The organism is Candidatus Pelagibacter sp. Uisw_099_02 (assembly GCF_047727625.1).
Taxonomy (GTDB): domain Bacteria; phylum Pseudomonadota; class Alphaproteobacteria; order Pelagibacterales; family Pelagibacteraceae; genus Pelagibacter.
Window position 1 is genome coordinate 502,418 of sequence record NZ_CP159822.1, and the last position, 19,406, is coordinate 521,823.

General features: G+C 28.2%; 16 protein-coding genes and 3 tRNA genes. 14 read left to right on the plus strand and 5 right to left on the minus strand.

All coding sequences use genetic code 11. The features are described from left to right. Positions 1-34 precede the first annotated feature (34 nt). Complete coding sequence (locus ABXT47_RS02680) at positions 35-241, plus strand: DUF2061 domain-containing protein (RefSeq protein WP_415309205.1); 207 nt, start codon at positions 35-37, stop codon at positions 239-241. On the opposite strand, the gene ABXT47_RS02685 is transcribed toward ABXT47_RS02680, so the two are convergent. From ABXT47_RS02685 to ispF, 3 genes are read right to left on the minus strand one after another with little or no spacing between them, the layout of a single operon-like run. Further along, positions 238-708 (minus strand): CinA family protein, encoded by a 471-nt coding sequence (locus tag ABXT47_RS02685; protein ID WP_415309206.1) that lies wholly within the window; start codon positions 706-708, stop codon positions 238-240. The genes ABXT47_RS02680 and ABXT47_RS02685 overlap by 4 nt on opposite strands. Continuing rightward, complete coding sequence (locus tag ABXT47_RS02690; protein ID WP_415309207.1) at positions 708-1,211, minus strand: phosphatidylglycerophosphatase A; 504 nt, start codon at positions 1,209-1,211, stop codon at positions 708-710. Before ABXT47_RS02690 ends, ABXT47_RS02685 begins: the two co-directional genes overlap by 1 nt. Beyond that, positions 1,204-2,319, minus strand: coding sequence for a 2-C-methyl-D-erythritol 2,4-cyclodiphosphate synthase (gene ispF, locus ABXT47_RS02695; protein ID WP_415309208.1), 1,116 nt, complete (start codon positions 2,317-2,319; stop codon positions 1,204-1,206). Before ispF ends, ABXT47_RS02690 begins: the two co-directional genes overlap by 8 nt. Before the next feature lie 33 nt (positions 2,320-2,352). Here ispF and ABXT47_RS02700 point away from each other — a divergent pair, with 33 nt between their 5' ends. The 10 genes from ABXT47_RS02700 to ABXT47_RS02745 all read left to right on the plus strand — a co-directional run bounded on the left by ABXT47_RS02700 (position 2,353) and on the right by ABXT47_RS02745 (position 13,393). Further along, positions 2,353-4,134, plus strand: a complete 1,782-nt coding sequence (locus tag ABXT47_RS02700; RefSeq protein WP_415309209.1) for an ATP-binding protein — start codon at positions 2,353-2,355, stop codon at positions 4,132-4,134. Continuing rightward, on the plus strand, positions 4,134-5,489 hold the full coding sequence (locus ABXT47_RS02705; protein ID WP_415309210.1) for a sigma-54-dependent transcriptional regulator: 1,356 nt from the start codon (positions 4,134-4,136) through the stop codon (positions 5,487-5,489). The genes ABXT47_RS02700 and ABXT47_RS02705 overlap by 1 nt, the downstream gene beginning before the upstream one ends. Then, positions 5,490-6,881: a Trk system potassium transporter TrkA gene (gene trkA, locus ABXT47_RS02710; RefSeq protein WP_415309211.1), complete on the plus strand. Its 1,392-nt coding sequence runs from the start codon at positions 5,490-5,492 to the stop codon at positions 6,879-6,881. It begins immediately after the preceding gene. 4 nt (positions 6,882-6,885) lie between these two features. Then, the gene (locus ABXT47_RS02715; protein ID WP_415309212.1) at positions 6,886-8,295 is read left to right on the plus strand and encodes a TrkH family potassium uptake protein; all 1,410 of its coding nucleotides are present in this window, start codon (positions 6,886-6,888) and stop codon (positions 8,293-8,295) included. Between the two features lie 34 nt (positions 8,296-8,329). Beyond that, a tRNA-Arg gene (locus ABXT47_RS02720) sits at positions 8,330-8,406 on the plus strand. A gap of 173 nt (positions 8,407-8,579) precedes the next feature. Continuing rightward, entirely contained in the window at positions 8,580-9,620 is a 1,041-nt protein-coding gene (locus ABXT47_RS02725) for an amino acid ABC transporter substrate-binding protein (protein ID WP_415309213.1), read from the plus strand. A 65-nt stretch (positions 9,621-9,685) separates the two neighbouring features. After that, entirely contained in the window at positions 9,686-10,831 is a 1,146-nt protein-coding gene (locus ABXT47_RS02730) for an amino acid ABC transporter permease (protein WP_415309214.1), read from the plus strand. Next, a complete protein-coding gene (locus tag ABXT47_RS02735; RefSeq protein WP_415309215.1) occupies positions 10,831-12,111 on the plus strand; it encodes an amino acid ABC transporter permease in 1,281 nt (426 codons plus the stop codon). Before ABXT47_RS02730 ends, ABXT47_RS02735 begins: the two co-directional genes overlap by 1 nt. 3 nt (positions 12,112-12,114) lie before the next feature. Next, positions 12,115-12,849 (plus strand): amino acid ABC transporter ATP-binding protein, encoded by a 735-nt coding sequence (locus tag ABXT47_RS02740; protein WP_415309216.1) that lies wholly within the window; start codon positions 12,115-12,117, stop codon positions 12,847-12,849. A gap of 172 nt (positions 12,850-13,021) precedes the next feature. Further along, positions 13,022-13,393, plus strand: a complete 372-nt coding sequence (locus tag ABXT47_RS02745) for a helix-turn-helix domain-containing protein (protein ID WP_415309217.1) — start codon at positions 13,022-13,024, stop codon at positions 13,391-13,393. Positions 13,394-13,524: 131 nt separating this feature from the next. Here ABXT47_RS02745 and ABXT47_RS02750 read toward each other — a convergent pair. Continuing rightward, a tRNA-Asn gene (locus ABXT47_RS02750) sits at positions 13,525-13,600 on the minus strand. 50 nt (positions 13,601-13,650) lie between these two features. After that, positions 13,651-13,724 (minus strand) — tRNA-Cys (locus ABXT47_RS02755). Positions 13,725-13,853: 129 nt separating this feature from the next. Between ABXT47_RS02755 and ABXT47_RS02760 the strand changes: the two genes are divergently transcribed. The 3 genes from ABXT47_RS02760 to ABXT47_RS02770 are packed head-to-tail and all read left to right on the plus strand — an operon-like array spanning position 13,854 to position 19,404. Continuing rightward, positions 13,854-16,481: a valine--tRNA ligase gene (locus ABXT47_RS02760; RefSeq protein ID WP_415309218.1), complete on the plus strand. Its 2,628-nt coding sequence runs from the start codon at positions 13,854-13,856 to the stop codon at positions 16,479-16,481. Continuing rightward, positions 16,481-18,199, plus strand: a complete 1,719-nt coding sequence (gene ilvD, locus ABXT47_RS02765; RefSeq protein WP_415309219.1) for a dihydroxy-acid dehydratase — start codon at positions 16,481-16,483, stop codon at positions 18,197-18,199. The genes ABXT47_RS02760 and ilvD overlap by 1 nt, the downstream gene beginning before the upstream one ends. Continuing rightward, positions 18,199-19,404: a sugar phosphate nucleotidyltransferase gene (locus ABXT47_RS02770; RefSeq protein WP_415309220.1), complete on the plus strand. Its 1,206-nt coding sequence runs from the start codon at positions 18,199-18,201 to the stop codon at positions 19,402-19,404. Before ilvD ends, ABXT47_RS02770 begins: the two co-directional genes overlap by 1 nt. Positions 19,405-19,406 lie beyond the last annotated feature (2 nt).

A 19,406-nucleotide genomic window follows, 5' to 3' on the forward strand; every position in this document is an offset into this window, starting at 1 on the left:
TCATTAAAAAACCATATGTGCAGAAAGGTAAATTATGTCCGCAGACTTACAAAAAAGAACAATTGCAAAAACGTTAACGTGGCGTATTACTGCTAGCTTAACAACTTTTATTATTGCATGGATTTTAACTGGTGACTTTTTAATAGGTGTTTCTATAGGTAGTATCGAAGCTTTAACTAAAATTTTTTTATATTATTTTCATGAAAGAATTTGGAATAATATAAGTTGGGCTAAAAGTTAGACAATATTATCGATTATATTAAGTGCGGTGCTAACTGTAACTTTTTGTATAGATATTCTATTTTTATTTTTGAATAGATTTTTTTTAGTTATTATTTTATTTCCCTTTTTGACACTAATATAAACTAAACCTACTGGCTTTAATTTCGTACCACCGTTAGGTCCAGCAATACCAGTTATTGATACAGATATGTTTGCTTTACTAATTTTGCTTAAATTTTTAACCATAGATAAACAACATTCTTCGCTAACTGCACCATATTTTTTTATTACGTTATAAGGAACCTTAAGAATATTAACTTTTGCTTTATTAGAATAAGTAACAAAACCTAAATTAAAAACTTTAGAGGAGCCATTAATTGATGTTATTGAGCTTGATAAAAGACCCCCAGTACAAGATTCTGCGAATGACACTTTAAGTCTCTTCTTAATTAATTTTTTCACAATTTTATTTGCCAAATTTTTCATTATAAAACATAACTTTTGATGATCACAAAACACACAAGAGTTAACACTACATAAAATCCTGCAAAGATATCATCCATAATTACACCAAAGCTATTTTTAAAATTTTTATCAAAAAAACTTACAGGAAATGGTTTCATGATATCAAAATATCTAAAAAGAATAAAAAATAAAGCATAGTATATGATTGCCTCACTAGAATTTTTTGTTGTACCATGAGAAATTTCATAAAGATATATAGGAATTGATTGACCCAGCAACTCATCAATAATGATTTCACCAGGATCTTTATTTTCATTATTTTGTATATGGTTCGAGATAGCATAAAATGAATAAATAAATATTATTATCAAACCTATTAAAATTATATTTGGTGAAACATTTAATGAATGGAATAAATAATAAAGAATAATTGTAGTCGCTAAAGACCCAAAAGTTCCAGGCATAAACTTAATTTTACCCAGACCAAGCATTGTAACAAATAGTGAATTGAAAGTTTTAATCATTTTTAATCACCGAAACTATTACTTCACATGCTATAGCTTTTTCTTTGCCTATTAAACCTAGTTTTTCAGTTGTCTTACCTTTAATATTAATTTGTGAAGGTAAAATTTTACAAATTTTAGCAATACAATTTGTAATTTGTTTTTTATATTTTTGAATTTTGGGTTTTTGAGTAATGATATTAATATCAAGATTATTAATTAAATAGCTGTTAATTTCTATTTGCTTAATAATCTTACTTAAAAGAATTGTTGACCTAATATTTTTAAATTTTTTGTCCTTATCTGAAAATTTTTCACCGATATCACCCATAGAACAAGCGCCAAGAATAGCATCTATTAAGGCATGTAAAACAGGATCTCCATCTGAGTGACCCAATGTGCCAAAAGGTGAGGGCACTCTGATACCACCTAAATAAAGTTTTTTATTAGGTACTAATCTATGAACATCAAAGCCTAATCCGTACTTAATTAAACCACTTACTTTGATATCTGAATTTATTGTAATTTTGTTATTATTTAATTCACCTTTAATAATCTTTATTTTTTTTCCAGCTCTTACAAATAAACTTGCATCATCAGTGATGTCAACATCTCTGTGTTTTTGAAGTGCATATAATTTTTTATAATTAAATGCTTGAGGTGTTTGAATTAAATAAACATTTTCTCTTTTTAAATTAATAATTTTGTTTGAAGATCTATGCTTAATTGAGTCTGTACTTTGAATAGCAGGGATTACACAGTCCTCTAATTTAAGACTATTAACCAATTTATCTAAAAGTTTTATAGAAAAATTAGGTCTAGCAGCATCATGAATTATAACATTTTTAATATTATCTTTTTTAATACTTTTTAAAGCCTTATATGCTGATTCTGCCCTAGTAACACCTCCAGTGATAATTTCTATATCTACGATTTTGAGTTTTTTAATGAGAGATTTATGATTTTTATTAATAACTAAAACAATTTTACTAAATTTTTTATATTTTTTTGCTTTATCTATAGAGTGTAGTAGTAAATATTTACCTTTATATACGTGGTAAGGCTTTGGAGTTATAGAATTAAATCTTTTACTTTCTCCTCCAGCAAGTATTATAAAACAATTATTCATGATAAAAATATTTACTAATCTGTTTATCTCATAATGATAGATTTTATCAAAAAAAATTTGTTTATTGGATTAATATTTTTAACAACCTTAAGTTTAGGTTTTGTAACATTTTTAACTTTTATAGATAAAAGCTTTCTTAAATTAACAGACCAAAACCTACAAGTACTTTTAATAGGAAATATAGCACTATTATTAGTACTGTTTTACATGATCTTTAAGGAGGTAAGTGCATCTTTAAAGATTGATGTTGATATTAGCGGATCAAGAGCAAACAGAAAATATATAACTTTTTTTGCTTTATTTACATTAATACCATCAGTATTAATTTCTTTGTTCTCATTGTTTTTATTATCATTTGCACTTGATAAATATTTTGACAAAAAAATTACAACTGCAGTTAATAATTCTTATGAAATTGCAAAAAGTTATACTGAAGAAATTAAAAACAAAACCCAATCAGAAATTATATTAATTGCATATGATTTGAATAAAAGTGTTAATTTTTTGAATACAAACATAAATCAATTCAAAAGTTTTTTGAATACTCAAAAGTTGATTAGAAATATGGATGAAGTTCATATTATTGATGGTAATGGAAATCTTTACTTAAGCACATTGGAAGATATAAATGTTTACAAACCACCTTTACTCGAAGCTTTAGAGATGGTTTCAAATGATAAGAGACCATTAAAGATAATTAATGCTTTTGAAAACCAATCAGCATCAATTATTAAACTTGAAAACTTTGATGGTAAATATTTGTATATAGTAAAATATTTAGAAAAAAAAATTTCACAATATTTAATAGAGTCGCAAGAGGCAGTTAATTTTTATTATACAGTTTTAAATAAACAAACTGGAATAAAAGTTTCATTTGTATTTATTTATCTTGTGATAGTTTCTCTACTTTTATTTTTATCAATTTCAATCGCCATAAGGTTTTCTTCAAGATTTTTTAGATCAATTAATAATTTGATTATAGCATCATATAGCATTGGTAAGGGTAATCTGAATATTAAAGTTCCAATAATTAAAGCAGATAAAGACATGGAGACTTTAAATAGAAACTTTAATTTAATGATAGATCAATTAAAATCGCAACAAGAGAAACTAATAATTAATGAAAGACATGAGGCCTGGGAGAGTTTAGCTAGAAAATTAGCTCATGAAATTAAAAACCCTCTTACACCAATTCAATTAACTATAGATAAATTAAAGAATAAGTATTCAAAGAAAATAGAAAATCATGAAAAAGATGATTTTGCTAAAAGTTTAAAGATTATTGGAAAGCAAATTAAACAAATTGAAAATTTAGTTAATGAATTTTCTGACTTTGCTAGAATGCCAAAACCAATACTTAAGGATAATGACTTAGTTCCTTTGATCAAAGATAATATTAATTTAATAAAAGAATTAGATAAGAATATAGAAATTAACTTTAAAACTAATAAGTCAAATATAATTCTAAATTCTGACAGTGAGCAATTAAGTAGAGTTTTTTTTAATATGATTAAAAATTCCATTGAAAGTATTCAAGATAAAAAATTAAATAATGGTAACTTTAAAGGCAAAATAGACATTATGCTTAATGAAAAAATATCAAATATTAATTTTTTAATTATTGATAATGGTTTAGGTTTTGGTGTATTTAACAATAATATTAAAGATATTTTGAACCCATACGTTACAACAAAAGATAAAGGTACTGGATTAGGTTTGGCTATTGTTAATAAAACAATAAATGATCATAATGGTAAAATAGATTTTATCGAAATTGAAAATGGAGCAGAAATAAAAGTTACATTTATAAAATAATGAGTACAGAAATATTAATTATTGATGATAACGCTGACATAAGAAACATTATTAATGATTTGATTATTGAATCTGGTTACAGAACAAGATTAGCGGCTAATTACAATCAAGCATTAAATGAAATTGATAAAAAACTTCCTGATGTAGCTATTATAGATGTAAAATTAGATAAAGGAGATAACGATGGATTAGAACTTCTTTCACATATTAAAAAAAAAGATAAAGATATTCCAGTAATCATAATAACAGGCCATGCCAATGTTGAAATGGCTATCAAAGCTCTTAAAGCTGGAGCTTTTGAGTTTATTGAAAAACCATTTAATCAAGAAAGATTAATTAATTTTGTTAATCGTGCTGTTGAAAATTTAAATTTGAAAAATAAAAATAAAGAATTTGAAGATAAACTTTTTTATTCTTATGAACTAATTGGAAATAGTGAAAATATAAAAAATATTAAAGATCAAATTAATAAAATCTCAATATCTGAAAGTAGGATTTTCATTAATGGTCCGACTGGATCTGGTAAAGAATTAATAGCGAGAAAAATACACAAGGAATCTAAAAGAAAAAATGGACCCTTTATAATTTTAAATGGTGCTTTATTAGATGTAGAAAAATATGAATTAGAACTCTTTGGAGAAGAAAAAAGTAATGGATCAATTTTATATGGTGCTTTAGAAAAATCTACAGGAGGCATTCTTTTAATTGATGAAATATCAGAAATTCCATTGGAAACTCAATCTAAAATTTTACGAGTTTTAATTGATCAAAAATTCAAACGAATTAATGGCAACCATGATATAAATGTTAATGTCAGAATTATATGTTCATCAAGTAAAGATATTAAAAAAGAAATAGAAAATGGAAATTTTAGAGAAGATCTATATCATAGACTTAATGTATTTGAGATTAATATAGACTCACTTAAAGAAAGAGTATCTGATATATCACTATTAGTTGAATACTTTTCAGAAAAAATTTCAAAAAATTATAATTTAAAAAAAATGAATATAGATACTAACAATAATTATTTACTTAACTATGATTGGCCTGGAAATGTTAGGGAGTTAAGAAATTTAATTGAAAGAATTGCAATACTCTCTCCAGATACACCGGATAAGATTTCGAATATAATTAAAGAATCTCTTAAAAACCCAGATATCAAAAATACTCCATCAGAAAACTCATTATCTATACCATTAAAAGAGGCTAGAGAAAATTTTGAAAAGGAGTATTTAACTACTCAATTAAAAATATTTAATGGCAATATATCAAAAACTGCCGATTTTATTGGTATGGAACGATCAGCCTTGCATAGAAAATTAAAAGGTTTAGGGATCAAGGAATTAAATTAAATGAATATAATTATTTGTGGTGCAGGTAGAGTTGGTTTTACTATTTCTAAAATTTTAAGTGAACAGGGCCACTCTATAACTGTAATTGACCAATCTAGTGAAGATATTCAAAAAATAGATGACACGTTAGATGTGAAGTCTATTGTTGGTAAAGCTACATATCCATCAATTTTAGAAAAAGCAAATGCTAGTGATGCCGATATGATTATTGCAGTAACTCGCAATGATGAAATTAATATGCTTATATGTCAAATTGCATTTTCAATTTTTAATGTTCAAAAAAAAATAGCAAGAATAAGATCACAAGACTATCTAAATCCAAAATTTACAAAAGTTTATAATAAAGAAAATTTACCAATTGATGTTATTATTTCACCTGAAATTGAAATAGCTAAATCTTTACAAAGAAAATTAGAAGCCCCTGGAGCACTAGATAATGTTCCATTTGCAGACAATAAAATTAGATTACTTGAAATTTTAATTAATGAAAAATGTTCTTTAAAAGATATTAAATTAAACGAGCTTACTAAAAAATTCCCTAAATTGGATGCCAATATAATGGGTGTTATTAGAGATGGGAAATTTGTTGTATTAAAAAAAACAGACATAATGCTTAAGGACGATAAAGCTTATGTTGCAATTAATGCATCTCAAATGAAAGATACTCTTAATGCTTTTGGACATAATGAAAAAATTTCTAATAAAATTTTGATAATTGGTGGCGGAAATATTGGTTTTAATTTAGCTAAAAATTTGGAAGAAAGTTTTGATTCCGCAAGAGTAAAAATTATTGAAAAAAATAAAGAAAGAGCAGAACTTATTGCGAGCGAACTTAATAATACGATTGTAATTAATGGTGATGCCTTAGATGAGGAAGTACTGATGGAAGCAAACATTGATGAAACTCAAACGGTACTTGCACTTACTAACGATGATGAGGATAACTTAATGATAAGTGTATTAGTTGAAAAATTTGCAAAAGATAACGCTGAATCCATTGACAAGCGAACAATGGCACTAATAAATAAACCAAACTATTCTTTACTTCAGTCCTCTTTAAAAATCGATGATTTTATTGACCCTAGAATGAATACTGTATCTAGTATACTAAAACATATCCACAAGGGGACAATAGAAAATGCTTATAGTATTCTTAACGGTGAATACGAAATTATCGAAGCAGAAATTATCGAAACCTCTGAGTTAATCAACAAAGAATTAAAAAATTCAAATTTACCAGATGAGATACGCGTTGGAGCAATTTTAAGAAAAGAAAAGGTAATTATTCCAAGATCTAATTTTATATTTAAAAAAGAGGATATTGTTGTTTTATTAGCAAAAAAAGATTTTTTACACATTGTAGAGAACATGTTTCGTATAAGCTCAGTATAATCGAATGAATTATATTAAGTTAATTTATTTGAGTATCTTTTGCGGTATAATTTCAATTCTATCATTTTTCAATATTGTTTATTCATATTATCTAAATCTATATCTTAATTTAAATACCTATATTTACACATTTTTAGTATCAATTTTTTTATCGTTAATATTTTATATATCAAAAAGTAATGATGAAAAAAAAACTACAATCTATGAAAAAATACTTACAATATTAATTGGTTATTTTTTATTACCATTAATAATTGCAATACCTTTTTATTTTAGTATCTATAATTTAACTTTTATTAATTCATACTTTGAGGCAATTTCTGGTTTTACATCAACAGGTTTTACAATTTTTAATAATATCAATCATATTGATCAAAGTTTAATTCTATGGAGGTCAGCATCACAGTGGATTGGAGGGCTTTATTTTTTATTTTCTATTATTCTCTTGATAGACATCTTTGATAATAGTTTTAAAAAATCTTTAACTAATTTTATTTCTTTTAGTAAATTAGAAACATTAAAACAATCATTAAAGATTTTTTTCTTATATTCATCTTTAACATTAGGAATTTTTATAATTTTAAACATTTTCGAAATAAGAATGTTTAATTCATTAAATTTAGCAATGTCAATTATTTCATCAGGTGGTTTTTTACCATCAAATAATTTATCAAGCATTCTTACTGAAAACTCTCAAATTATAATAATGTCTTTGTTAATGCTAATATCTTTTTTCAGTATTTTTTTAACATATAATTTATTTTTTACAAAAAATCATAATTTGAACTTTTTTAATGAAGATATTCATTTATTATTCTATTTTTTAATTTTATTACTTATTTTTTTTACTTTTCTTAATTTTGATAATAATTTTAGTGAATTACTCCTTTCATTAAGTAGCAGCGTTTCTAATATTGGTTTTTCTCTTGATAACAACTCAACTAATTTATCTTTTATTTTTTTATTATTAGTTATGATTGGTGGATCATTTTTCTCTACAAGTTCTGGTGTTAGATTTTTAAAAATTTATTCTTTATTTAAATATTCAATTAACGAAATACTTTCATATAGCAGACCAAAAAATATCTATATAAATAAACATTTATTTTCTAAAGAATTTTTTCAATTAAATGAAATTTATAAATATTTTTTATCTATAATAATTTTTATAGTATCTTTATTATTTTTAACTTTTCTTTTAACTTTAAGTGGTATTGATTTTGAAAGTTCATTTAAACTCTCAATTTTAACGTTAATGAATACAGTTAATTCTTCGATGTATGGACTTAGTGATTTTAGTTTCTATGATTTACAAATTTTTACTAAATATTATCTAATTTTCTTTATGATTATTGGTAGACTTGAGCTTTTGACCTTGTTAATTATTTGTAAAAAATTTCTTTTTAAAAATTAAATTCATACTATAAATATGTTAAATATTATTATATGCACTCTTAGCTCAGCTGGATAGAGCATCTGTTTTCTAAACCGAGGGTCGGTGGTTCGAGTCCACCAGAGTGCACCAACACTAGATGTAACCATTTTATTTAAAGTTACACAATATGTAGATAGAACTGTTCTAATCTACTTATTTTTTCTTTTACCAATTTTATATACTGATAAACAGGAAACTTAATTCAATTATATTTGAATTATTTGTTAACAAATAAATAAATAAATAAAACAGAGGAATAAAATATGTTTAAATACGTAAAACAATTAACTTCTCTAGTAGCTATGGTTGCAATTCTGTTTGCTTTTACAACAGAAACAATGGCCGCTAAGAAGTCTAAAACTCTTAAAAACACTCAGAAAAAAGGTTTTGTAAGATGTGGTGTATCTCAAGGTTTACCAGGATTTTCAAATGCTGATGCAGCTGGAAATTGGACTGGTGTTGACGTTGATGTATGTAGAGCAGTTGCTGCTGCAGTATTAGGTGATGCGAACAAAGTTAAGTTCACTCCACTAAGTGCTAAAGAAAGATTTACAGCTCTAACTTCTGGTGAGATTGATATCTTATCAAGAAACACAACTTGGACACTTTCTAGAGATGCTGACATTGGTTTAACATTCGTTGGAGTTAACTTCTACGATGGCCAAGGTTTCATGGTAAGAAAAGACTCAGGAATTACTTCTACGAGCCAATTCAAAAATGGAATTTCAGCATGTACTAACATTGGAACTACAACTGAACTAAATATGAGAGACTTCTTTAATTCAAAAGGAATCTCTTATGAGCCAGTTGCTTTCGAAAAAGCTGATGAAGTTGTTGCAGCTTATGACTCAGGCAGATGTGATACTTACACAACTGATAAATCTGGTCTAGCAGCACAAAGAACAAAAATGACTAACCCTGATGATCATATAGTGTTACCAGAGACTATTTCTAAAGAGCCTCTAGGACCAGTAGTACGTCAAGGTGATGCAGTTTGGGAAGACATCGTAAGATGGTCACTAAACGTAATGATCGAAGCTGAAGAATACGGTATTAACTCTGCAAACGCTGACATGATGAAAACATCTGATAACCCACAAATTAAAAGACTTGTTGGTTCTGAAGGTGAATTAGGTGCAGCATTTGGTTTAGATAACGATTGGAGCTTAAGAATTATCAAACAAGTTGGTAATTATGGAGAAAGCTACAAAAGAAATATCGCTGATACTGGTATTTTACCTGATAGAGGTCCAAATCAAATTTGGACTAAAGGTGGATTACTATACGTACCACCAGCTAGATAATTATTATCTAACAAAACATAAAAAGGGCTAGATTTATCTAGCCCTTTTTTTATAATACTCATCAAATGAAATTAAAAAAATTCTTACCTCAATTATTAACATTATTATTTATAGTTTTAATATTTGGTTTTTTTACCATGAATGCCCAAGAGAACATGGACACTAGAGGTATTGAATTTGGTTTTGGTTTTTTATCTCAAGAAGCTTCATTTGATATACAATTTTCTTTAATTGATTATGATGGCTCAGACACCTATGCGAGAGCATACCTTGTTGGATTGTTAAATACTCTTTTGGTTGCTTTCATTGGAATTATATTAGCTACATTGTTAGGTCTTGTTGTTGGTGTTGCAAGACTGTCACCAAATTATCTGATTAGAAAAACTGCTTCTTTTTACATAGAATTTTTTAGAAATATTCCATTGTTATTACAGATTTTCTTTTGGTATTTTGCTGCACTTAGAGCACTGCCAATGCCTCAAGATGCTGCATTGATACTAGGGTCATCTTTTATGACTATAAAAGGTTTTTTTACACCAGCTCCGATTTGGACAAATTTTGATGTTTTTTTTACAACTTTAATTGTTGCAATTATTTTAGTTTTCTTTTTTGTTAAATTTGCAAAAAAAAAACAAGAACAAGAAGGTAAACAGTTACCAGTATTAATTATCTCATTAGCTATTTTTATAGGTCTACCACTTTTAACTTTTATAGTAGGTGGTGTTGATTTATCCTTTAGTTTCCCGGAGCTAAGAAAAATGTCTCAATCTTCTTACACATTTGATGGAGGTATGGGTATTCCGCCAGAGCTAATTGCATTAACTTTAGCCTTAACTCTTTATACAGCAACATTTATTGCTGAAAATGTTAGGGCCGGCATTCAAGGTATTGGTAAAGGGCAAAAAGAAGCTGCTGCATCAATAGGTTTAACGCCAAGTCAAGTTTTGAAATTAGTAATTATGCCTCAAGCTTTAAGAATAATTATACCACCAACTACTAACCAATACTTAAATTTAACTAAAAACTCTTCTTTAGCCGCTGCTATAGCATACCCAGATTTAGTTTTGGTTTTTGCAGGTACTGCAATGATGCAAACAGGAAAAGCTATTGAAATTGTTGGTATTACAATGGCTACATATTTAACCATCAGCATTGCAATTTCATTATTAATGAATTGGTACAACCAAAGAATAGCGATAAAGGAAAAATAATGAGTTCAAATAATTTTGATTTGTTAAAATTTAAACACCAAAAAAATAGAAATATTTCTTTGATAGTTGGAACTTTACTTTTCTTCTTAGGCATTTTTGATTTTTGTTTAAATAATTTCTTAGGCACAAATATTACTTCTTTTTTACCCAGGTTTATTAACTTCTTTACCCCTTTAATCTTTGGAGTAATTGGCCTTCACTTAATTAGAATTGAATTTTCAGGAATTAAAATTCTAGATAGTCTTAACAAAAACATTAATCCAAGTAATTTTAATGCTGTTTTAAGTTTGTGTATCATTTTTCTTGTAATATTTTCACTTCCTCCATTATTAAATTGGTTCATTTTTGATGCTAATATTTCTGGTGACACTAAAGAAGCATGCACAGGTGGTGGTGCTTGTTGGGTTTATATTAAAGTTTGGTTTAACAGATTTATATATGGAATGTATCCTAATGCGGAACAATGGAGAATTAACGTAACTTTTATTGCTGTATTAGGTTTTATGGCAGCTGGATTTTTTACACCCGCTAAATTTAGAAATTATCTTTCTCTTTACTATACACTTATATTGCCAATAATTTCTTTTATCTTGATATACTATTTGATTTCAGGAGGTTCTTTTGGACTTGAATGGGTTGAAACAGGTGCGTGGGGTGGTTTATCTTTAACTTTTATTGTTGCTTTTTTCTCTTTAATTTTTTGTTTTCCAATAGGTATGATGTTGGCTCTTGGTAGAAGATCTGATTTACCAATTGTTAAATACTCATCTCTTTCGTTTATAGAATTTTGGAGAGGCGTTCCTTTAATTACAGTTCTATTTATGTCGGCAGTAATGTTTCCAATGTTTTTACCAGATGGCACATATGTTGATAAACTAATTAGAGTAGTTGTTGCAATCACTTTATTTGAAGCAGCTTATACTGCAGAGGTTATAAGAGGAGGACTTCAAGCGCTTCCTAGAGGTCAATACGATGCTGCGAAGTCACTTGGTATGGGTTATTGGAAACTTCATATTTTTGTTATTCTTCCACAAGCTTTAAAATTAGTAATTCCAGGGATTGCCAATACATTCTTAGCACTTGTAAAAGATACACCATTAATTTTTGTAGTAGGTCTTTTAGAAGTAGTTGGTATGTTAAATTTAGCTAAAACAAATCCAAAATGGCTAGGATTTTCAATGGAAGGATATGTATTTGCTGGAATAATATTCTGGATTATTTGTTATAGTATGAGTAAATATAGTCAGAAATTAGAATTAAAATATAAAACAGATAGATAAATTATGTCAGATTCAATTATTCAAATTCAAAATGTAAACAAGTGGTTCGGTGACTTTCAAGTATTAAAAGAAATAAACCTTGAAGTTAAGCCTAAAGAAAAAATAGTTGTTTGTGGACCATCTGGATCTGGAAAATCTACGTTAATTAGATGTATTAATAGACTAGAAGAACATCAAGAGGGATCAATTATTGTTGATGGTACTGAAATTTCAGAAGACACAAAAAACATAGAACAAGTTAGAGCTGAAGTTGGAATGGTATTTCAACAATTTAATTTATTTCCACATTTATCTATTTTAGATAATTGTACATTAGCACCAATCTGGGTAAAAAAAATGCCAAAAAAAGATGCTGAAGCTTTAGCTTTAAAACACTTAGAAAGAGTGCAGATTTTAGATCAAGCTCAAAAATTTCCAGGACAACTTTCAGGGGGACAACAACAAAGGGTAGCAATTGCTAGAGCTCTTTGTATGGAACCCAAAATAATGTTGTTTGATGAACCAACGTCAGCTTTAGATCCAGAAATGATTAAAGAAGTACTTGATGTAATGGTTGGTTTAGCTAAAGAAGGAATGACTATGATAGTGGTTACACACGAAATGGGTTTTGCAAAGGAAGTTGCCGATAGTATGATATTTATGGACGAAGGCAAGATTGTAGAAAAAGCGGATACTTTAGAGTTTTTTGCTAACCCAAAAAGTGAGCGTACTAAGCTATTTTTAAGTCAAATTTTATAAGACCAATTTTACAATTACTACAATATAAATATTTGTTATTTACCCTGTTAATACCTTGACATGATTTTTTATTTTGAGCCATTTTCTTTGAAATAAAAAAATTTTTCTATTGCGATAACTAAAAAAAATTAGTTGAATAGGTTTTTTAAAACAAACTTTAAGAGGGGTCTTAATGGAAGATAATTTTAATAAGCATTTGGGTAATAAATTAAAGCTAAGAAGATTAGCTTTAGGTCTCACACAAACTAAAGTAGCAAAAGCAATTAATGTTACATTTCAACAAATTCAAAAATATGAAAAAGGAACTAATGGTGTAAGCTCAATAAGACTTCTTCAATTAGCAAATTATTTAAAAGTTCCAGTAAATTATTTTTTTGAAGATTTTTCCGAATACTTGATTAATCCTGAGAGAACTCAAGAAAATCATATGAACGTCAACTATAATTTTTTAGTTAAAATTTATTCAGAACTTAATAATGATCAGAAACTTAAGTTTAGTAAATCTTTACAAGCTTCTAATATAGGAATTTCCAAAGTAAGCTAATATACATTAAATTCTCAGGAGCAATTTAGTTTTAATTTTTTTTTAACTATTGTTAATACTAAAATTAATTAATATTTAAGCTGAGGTAAAAATTACGAAACCTTGAGCAAAAATTATAAAATCAATGTTTATGGCTCCTCGGGCAGGACTCGAACCTGCGACCAATTGATTAACAGTCAACTGCTCTACCAACTGAGCTACCGAGGAATATTAAAAAAACAACATACTTTTTTTTAAAACTAAAACAAGATTTTTTTTGGAGGCAACGCCCAGAATCGAACTGGGATACAAGGATTTGCAATCCTCTGCGTAACCATTCCGCCACGTTGCCCTCTCATCTCAATTTAAAACAAATAGAGAGCCTTTTATATATTAAATATATTAAATTAGTATACCAAATAAGCTTTTAAAAATGATTATTGTTAATTCATATTATTAAATTATAAACTTAATATCATCTATGAGTAACGATAAATATATACATACAGACGTTGAAGATAAGATCTATGCTTATTGGGAAAAAAATAATTTATTTAAACCCACTAAGAATAAGAAACAATTTTCGGTAGTCATACCTCCACCCAATGTAACAGGCAGTCTTCATATGGGACATGCTTTAAATAATTCAATTCAAGATCTTTTGGTTAGATACCACCGAATGAATAATTATGAAACTTTATGGCAACCAGGAACAGATCATGCGGGCATTGCTACACAGGCTTTAGTAGAGAAAAAGTTAATTGTTGAAGGTATTGATAAAAATGAAATTGGAAGAGAAAAGTTTATAGAAAAAGTTTGGGTATGGAAAGAAGAGCATGGTGACATTATTTTAAATCAGCTAAAAAAACTGGGTTGTTCTTGTGATTGGTCGAGAAATGCTTTTACGATGGATGAAAACCTTTCAAAATCAGTTTTAAAAGTTTTTGTAGAACTTCACAAAAAAGGTTTAATTTATAAAGATAAAAAATTAGTTAATTGGGATACTGTTTTAAAAACAGCAATATCTGATTTAGAAGTAGATCAAAGAGAGGTTAATTCTAAAATTTATTATATTCAATATCCTATTGAAGATTCTGGTGATTTTATAACTATAGCTACAACTAGACCTGAAACTATGTTGGGTGACACGGCAATAGCTGTAAATTCAAAAGATAATCGATTTAAACATTTGGTTGGTAAATTTGTAACAGTTCCAATTGTTGGAAGAAAAATTGAGATAATCAAGGACGATTATGCTGACCCAGAACTGGGAACTGGTGCTTTAAAAATAACGCCTGCCCATGATTTTAATGATTATGATGTGGGACAAAGAAATAATTTAGAAATTATAAATATCTTTACTGAAGGTGGTAAAGTAAATGATAATGCTCCTAAGGAATATATTGGACTTGATAGATTTGAAGCTAGAAAAAGAATTTTAAAAGAACTTAAAGAAAAGGAGTTTTTTGTTAAGGAGGAGAATATAAAGAATAAAGTTCCCTATGGAGATAGGTCTAATTCAATAATTGAACCTTTTTTAACAGAACAATGGTTTGTAGATGCAAAAAAATTATCAGTTAAAGCAAAAGAAATAGTTAACTTAAAAAAAACTAATTTTTTCCCTGCTAATTGGTCAAAAACTTATTTTCAATGGATGAACAATATTGAACCATGGTGTATCTCAAGACAACTTTGGTGGGGACACCAAATACCAGCATGGTATGGTCCAGATAAAAAGATCTTTGTTGCAACAAATGAAGATGAGGCAAAAGCTGAAGCTAAAAAATTTTACAATAAAGAGGTAGATTTAATTCGTGATCCAGATGTGTTGGATACTTGGTTTTCATCAGGTTTATGGCCTTTTGCTACATTAGGGTGGCCTGATAATAAAGAATATGTTGATAAATTTTATCCAACATCAGTACTTGTAACTGGATTTGATATTATATTTTTTTGGGTAGCACGTATGATTATGTTTGGAATGGAGTTTTTAGACAAAGAACCTTTTAAAGATATTTATGTTCACGCACTTGTTAAAGATGAGAAAGGACAAAAAATGTCTAAATCAAAAGGAAATGTAATTAATCCTTTAGATTTGATTGAAAAATATAGTGCAGATGCTTTAAGATTTACTTTACTTTCAATGGCATCACCTGGAACTGATGTAAAACTTTCTGAAGATAGAGTTAAAGGTTATAGAAATTTTTTAAATAAATTATGGAATGCAAACAATTTTTTAATTACTAATAATTGTGACTTTTCTAAAATTGAAGGAAAACCAAATCTATCAATTAATATTAACAAATGGATTTATTCTGAACTTATAGAAACTAAGAATAAAATTGAAAAAAACCTAAAAGATTACAGATTTGATGAAGCTGCAAAAAATGCTTATCAATTTACTTGGCACTCTTATTGTGATTGGTATTTAGAGCTATCAAAAACAATACTATTTTCAGAAGATGAAAAAGCAAAAGATGAAGTTAGACAGGTATCAGCTTATGTATTTAAGCAAATATTGATACTATTACACCCGTTTATTCCATTTGTTACAGAAGAAATTTGGTTAAATAATAAATTTGATAAGTCAGGTAAAGATTTCTTAATGTTAGCTAATTGGCCTTCAGGGGAACCTAAAAAGGATATATCTACTAACCAAGTTGAAAAAATTATTAGTATAGTTTCTGAATTAAGATCATTTAAAAATGAATTAAATGTAGGCCCTGGCTCATTTATAGATATTTCGGTAGAGAGTGTTAGTAAAAAAGAACAATCTTTTTTTAGTGAAAATGAAGTTATTCTAAAAAAACTTGGTCGTATCAAAAACTTACATAATAAAGATTTAGATAAACCAGCTGCTACTTTAGTAGTTTCTGGAGATCTATTTAAAGTATATTTTGATGAAGATGTTGATTTAGAATTGATTAAGGAAAATTTAACTACAAGACAAAATAAATACCAAGAGGAAATGGACAAGATATCACATAGATTAGCAAATAAAGACTTTGTTGATAGAGCGCCAAAAGATATTGTTGATCAGGAAAAAAATAATTATAATAATTTAAAAAATGATGTTGAGAGAATATCAATAACTATAAAGGGTATATAATGGCAAAATTTAACAAAAAAAAATTACCAAGCAGACATACTTCATTAGGTGCTGATAGAGCTCCACACAGATCTTTTTATTATGCGATGGGTGAAACAGAAAAAGATGTAGCAAAACCATTTGTTGGTGTTGTTTCAACTTGGAATGAAGCTGCTCCCTGTAATATTGCCTTAATGAGACAGGCTCAATCTGTTAAAAAAGGTGTTAGAGCTTCAGGTGGAACCCCTAGAGAATTTTGCACAATAACTGTGACCGATGGTATTGCGATGGGTCATGAAGGAATGAAGTCATCTTTAATTTCTCGTGAAGTAATCGCTGACTCAACTGAACTTACTGTACGTGGTCATTGTTATGATGCACTAGTTGGTATTGCTGGTTGTGATAAATCTCTACCTGCCTTAATGATGGCAATGGTTAGATTAAATGTACCAAGTGTATTTATTTATGGTGGCTCAATACTTCCAGGTCAATACAAGGGTAAAGATGTAACTGTTGTTGATGTTTTTGAAGCGGTTGGAAAACACTCAGCTGGAAAAATGTCTGCTAAAGAATTAAGAAAATTAGAACTTGTTGCATGTCCAAGTGCTGGTGCATGTGGAGGACAATTTACTGCAAATACTATGGCCTGCGTTTCTGAAGCTATTGGTTTAGCTTTACCTTATTCAGCTGGAACACCTGCTCCATACGAAGAACGTGATAAGTATGCATTATTAAGTGGAAAGACTGTAATGAACTTATTAGAAAAAAATATTCGTCCAAGAGATATTGTTACAAAAAAATCTTTAGAAAATGCTGCAACAATTGTTGCTGCTACAGGTGGATCGACAAATGCCGCGTTACACTTACCAGCTATAGCTAATGAAATTGGAATTAAGTTTGATTTAATGGATGTAGCAAAAATCTTTAAAAAAACTCCTTATCTTGCTGATCTAAAACCAGGTGGAAAATATGTTGCAAAAGATATGTGGTTAGCCGGTGGAGTTCCGATGTTATTAAAAACTCTTTTTGATGGTGGTTTTATTCATGGTGATTGCATGACGGTTACTGGAAAAACGATGAAACAAAATTTAAAAAATATTAAATTTAATCCTAAGCAAAAAGTTTTAAGAGCTTATGACAATCCTTTATCACCAGATGGTGGTGTTGTTGGTCTTAAAGGTAATTTAGCTCCTGATGGTGGAATTGTTAAAATTGCTGGTTTAAAGAAATTACAATTTACTGGAAAAGCTAGATGTTTTGATAATGAAGAAGCTGCAATGGCTTGTGTACAAAAGAAAAAATATAAAGAAGGCGATGTAATTATTATTCGTTATGAGGGACCAGTTGGAGGTCCTGGTATGAGAGAAATGCTATCAACAACAGGTGCTATTTATGGACAAGGTATGGGTGAGAAGGTTGCTCTAATTACTGATGGAAGGTTCTCTGGTGCTACTAGAGGTTTTTGTGTGGGTCATGTTGGCCCTGAGGCGGCCTTAGGAGGTCCTTTAGCTCTTTTACGTAATGGTGATGTAATTGATATAGATGCCAAAAAAGGAACCATTAACGTTAGATTAACTAAATCACAATTAGCCACAAGACGAAAACAGTGGAAAGTAAAAAAATCAAGCTTTGGATCTGGTACTATTTGGAAATATGCTCAAACAGTAGGTCCTGCTTATTTAGGTGCACCAACACATCCTGGTAAAAGAAAAGAAGTAAAAGTTTACGCTGATATTTAATGAAAATTAGACCCGTTATATTATGTGGCGGAGCAGGAACTAGACTTTGGCCAAATTCTAAAAATCATCAAGCAAAACAATTTATTGATTTTGGTAATTGGACTTTGTTAGGAAAAACTCTTGAAAGGGTTAAATCTTCAACTTTTGATGCACCGATCATAAGTACAAATCTTAAATATTTAAAAGAGGTAAAAAAACATCTCAAAAAACATAAGATAAGTAAATATAAAATTGTTTTAGAACCTGCAAAAAGAAATACAGCCCCAGCAATTCTTGCATCAGCATTAATTAAAGACATTCCAAACGAACAACCCTTAATGTTTTTTGCAGCAGATCATTTAATTGAAAAAGCTAGTATTTTTAACAAAGCCATTAATAAAAATAAAACTAATTTAACAGATCAAAATATATTCATCTTTGGGATTAAACCAACATCTCCATCAAGTGAATATGGTTATTTTTTAACAAAAAAAGTTAAAGGGAATATTAATAAAGTTACAAAATTTATTGAAAAACCTAAAGAAGCTAAAGCCAAACAAGTCATTAAACAAAAAGGTTATTGGAACTCTGGAATGTTTTTTTTGAGAAAAGACTCAATAATAAATAACTTTAAAAAGTACCAACCATCAATATATAAAAATTGTATTAATGCTGTTTCAAAAGCGAGACTTAAAGATAACACTTATTACTTAAATAAAGCATCCTTTGAAAAGGCTACAGCAAAGTCTTTTGATTATGCAATTTTAGAAAAAACTAAACAAATCAACGCTATTAAATTAGACATTCCTTGGTCAGATCTTGGCAGTTGGAAAGAGATTTTAAAGATGTATGATAAAAATAAGAATAAATATTATAAGAAAAAAAATGTTTATTACCGACCTTGGGGTAGATACGTTAATTTGTTTGAAGGCAAAGGTTTTTTAATTAAAGAACTATTTGTAAAACCAAAAGGTATATTAAGTTTACAAAAACATCATCATAGATCAGAACATTGGTTTGTAACTCAAGGATCTCCCAAAATTACACTTAACAAAGATAGCTTTTCAAAAAAACAAAACGATCATATATTCATTCCATTAGAAGCAATTCATAGAATTGAAAATCCTGGTAATAAACCTGTTAAAATCATTGAAGCTCAAGTAGGCTCAATTTTAAAAGAGAGTGATATTGTTAGGTATCAAGACGTATACGGCAGAGTAAAATAGAT

Bases quoted from the DNA above. Each gene is read 5' to 3' on its own strand.
- ABXT47_RS02680 (WP_415309205.1), top strand. From the start codon at position 35: ATGTCCGCAGACTTACAAAAAAGAACAATTGCAAAAACGTTAACGTGG.
- ABXT47_RS02685 (WP_415309206.1), bottom strand. From the start codon at position 708: ATGAAAAATTTGGCAAATAAAATTGTGAAAAAATTAATTAAGAAGAGA.
- ABXT47_RS02690 (WP_415309207.1), bottom strand. From the start codon at position 1,211: ATGATTAAAACTTTCAATTCACTATTTGTTACAATGCTTGGTCTGGGT.
- ispF (WP_415309208.1), bottom strand. From the start codon at position 2,319: ATGAATAATTGTTTTATAATACTTGCTGGAGGAGAAAGTAAAAGATTT.
- ABXT47_RS02700 (WP_415309209.1), top strand. From the start codon at position 2,353: ATGATAGATTTTATCAAAAAAAATTTGTTTATTGGATTAATATTTTTA.
- ABXT47_RS02705 (WP_415309210.1), top strand. From the start codon at position 4,134: ATGAGTACAGAAATATTAATTATTGATGATAACGCTGACATAAGAAAC.
- trkA (WP_415309211.1), top strand. From the start codon at position 5,490: ATGAATATAATTATTTGTGGTGCAGGTAGAGTTGGTTTTACTATTTCT.
- ABXT47_RS02715 (WP_415309212.1), top strand. From the start codon at position 6,886: ATGAATTATATTAAGTTAATTTATTTGAGTATCTTTTGCGGTATAATT.
- ABXT47_RS02725 (WP_415309213.1), top strand. From the start codon at position 8,580: ATGTTTAAATACGTAAAACAATTAACTTCTCTAGTAGCTATGGTTGCA.
- ABXT47_RS02730 (WP_415309214.1), top strand. From the start codon at position 9,686: ATGAAATTAAAAAAATTCTTACCTCAATTATTAACATTATTATTTATA.
- ABXT47_RS02735 (WP_415309215.1), top strand. From the start codon at position 10,831: ATGAGTTCAAATAATTTTGATTTGTTAAAATTTAAACACCAAAAAAAT.
- ABXT47_RS02740 (WP_415309216.1), top strand. From the start codon at position 12,115: ATGTCAGATTCAATTATTCAAATTCAAAATGTAAACAAGTGGTTCGGT.
- ABXT47_RS02745 (WP_415309217.1), top strand. From the start codon at position 13,022: ATGGAAGATAATTTTAATAAGCATTTGGGTAATAAATTAAAGCTAAGA.
- ABXT47_RS02760 (WP_415309218.1), top strand. From the start codon at position 13,854: ATGAGTAACGATAAATATATACATACAGACGTTGAAGATAAGATCTAT.
- ilvD (WP_415309219.1), top strand. From the start codon at position 16,481: ATGGCAAAATTTAACAAAAAAAAATTACCAAGCAGACATACTTCATTA.
- ABXT47_RS02770 (WP_415309220.1), top strand. From the start codon at position 18,199: ATGAAAATTAGACCCGTTATATTATGTGGCGGAGCAGGAACTAGACTT.